The sequence below is a fragment of the Oleiphilus sp. HI0066 genome (assembly GCF_001635725.1).
In genome coordinates this window covers 1-1407 of sequence record NZ_LWFH01000015.1, presented here as the reverse complement: position 1 = coordinate 1407, position 1407 = coordinate 1, and the positions used below count along the sequence as shown (strand labels likewise).

The 1407-nt window shown below is 45.7% G+C and carries 1 protein-coding gene; it reads right to left on the bottom strand.

The features are described from left to right. Positions 1–125: 125 nt before the first annotated feature. On the bottom strand, positions 126–1407 hold a 1282-nt coding region (locus A3738_RS00645), incomplete at its 5' end, for a methyl-accepting chemotaxis protein (RefSeq protein ID WP_197473480.1).

Sequence of the window (1407 nt, the reverse complement as noted above, 5' to 3'; positions counted from 1 at the left end):
AATACCATCACGTTTGCCAGAGACCTAGTAGAAGACGATACGCCTGACCCAAGAGTCGCTGCCATGGAATAGAGCAAACGGAATAGGTTCAGACGTTCCTTAGGTTAAGAAGCTAAACCAAGCGTCTATGAAATCTTAAAGTTCTTGGTTAGCTGATTAAGGTGATCACACACTAGGTTCAAGTCTGATGCTTTCGCATCTGTTTGCTGCGCAATCTCATTACTCTCTTCGTTCAGAGTACGAATACTGTTCACGTTCTGAGCCACTTCATTCACAACAGATACCTGCTGTTCTGTCGCAGAAGCGATGGTTGCACTCAAGTCTTGAATGTTTGTGATCGCAGAAACGATTTCATCTAGCCGACACCCTGCACTTTCAGTTTGCTCAGCCGCATACTCTGCTGATGAACTTTGCTCCGCCATCACCCCTACACAGCTATTGGAAGACTCTTGTAAGCGAGAAATAATGTCTTTGATCTCTTGAGTCGATTCAGAAGTTCTCACTGACAAACCACGCACTTCATCTGCTACAACTGCAAAACCTCGACCGGCTTCGCCTGCACGTGCTGCTTCAATTGCTGCGTTCAAGGCAAGTAAATTAGTTTGTTCAGCGATGCCTTCAATCACGGTAAGCACTTCACCAATGTTTTCTGCATCACGACTCAAATTATTGACCGTTTCACTCGTACGACCAACACCCTCAACAAGAGAACGCACACTTCTCACTGAGTTTTGAACCAACTGATTCCCTTCTTCAACCGCTTTCGTTGCTTGCGATGTAGCAACGGCAGCACCCGCTGCACTTTGCGCAACTTCTCTAAACGAAGCTGACATTTCTTCAATCGCCACCGTCATCTGAGAAGTCTGTTGAAACTGTGCGTCACTCTGCGAAGCAAGACCTTGTGCAAAACCTAACATTTCTTCGCTAACGCTTGAGACGCTGTTCGACTTATCTTGAATCTCTCCAACCAAATCGACCATAGCCGTGCGCATTGCATTAGTCGATGCTACCAAAGTTTTTAATTCTTCTGACTTTGCCTCTAGATCATTTTGATCACTGTAATCGCCCGATGCGAAGCGCTCAAAAACCGGAACAAAAGACTTAAGACGTCCAACGATGAAACGCTGCATTAAATCCACAGTAATCGCGACAACAATGACCATTACGATCGTCGCAACCAACATATTTCGCACAAGCTCAAACGCACTATCAATTTGCCCATAGGTGCCAGCTCTTGCTTCAGTAATCGTTGATTTAAACTCTTGCGCCGCGCCCCTTAAGGCATAGGAACGAATTTCGTTATTCATCGTTTCGCCGATAAGAACACCAACACCATCCGCCTGCTCTTGTATTAGGGTCATGTCGTTTTCAGGAGATTGCGCCAAGGTATCAATAAGTGCGGTGATA